Source organism: Pseudomonas mosselii, assembly GCF_005796105.1.
Lineage (GTDB): Bacteria > Pseudomonadota > Gammaproteobacteria > Pseudomonadales > Pseudomonadaceae > Aquipseudomonas > Aquipseudomonas mosselii_C.
Window position 1 is genome coordinate 1 of record NZ_VAUO01000060.1, and the last position, 335, is coordinate 335.

1 protein-coding gene is annotated in these 335 nt (G+C 60.0%); it reads right to left on the reverse strand.

Annotation, left to right across the window (positions count from 1 at the left end):
• Positions 1–334, reverse strand: a 334-nt coding sequence (locus FEM01_RS24065) for a contractile injection system protein, VgrG/Pvc8 family (RefSeq protein WP_276611146.1), incomplete at its 3' end; no start/stop codon positions are given.
• Position 335 lies beyond the last annotated feature (1 nt).

Here is a 335-nt window from a genome sequence, read left to right on the forward strand (position 1 = left end):
TGTGCTCGAAGCGATAGACGAAGCCCTCTTCAGCCGCCAAGCGGGCGATGAAGTCGAGGTCAGTCTCGCCCGCTTGCACACAGAACTCGCGCACCTGATGGTCCATGCTTGCGCGAAGCTCGTATTGATCGATGCCCTGACGCTTGAGCATCAGCTCAAGAATCTGCGGGACGGTCTTTTGCTGAAAGATGCGCCAGTTCGAGCGCAGTCCGGCGCGGGCCAGGATGGGTTCCACCAGGGCGTGGTAGTAGGTTCGGTAGAAGCCGCTTTCACCCTGACTGAAACGACTGACCAGACCGTGCACGTGGCGCACCGGACCTTTGCCATCCCAGATC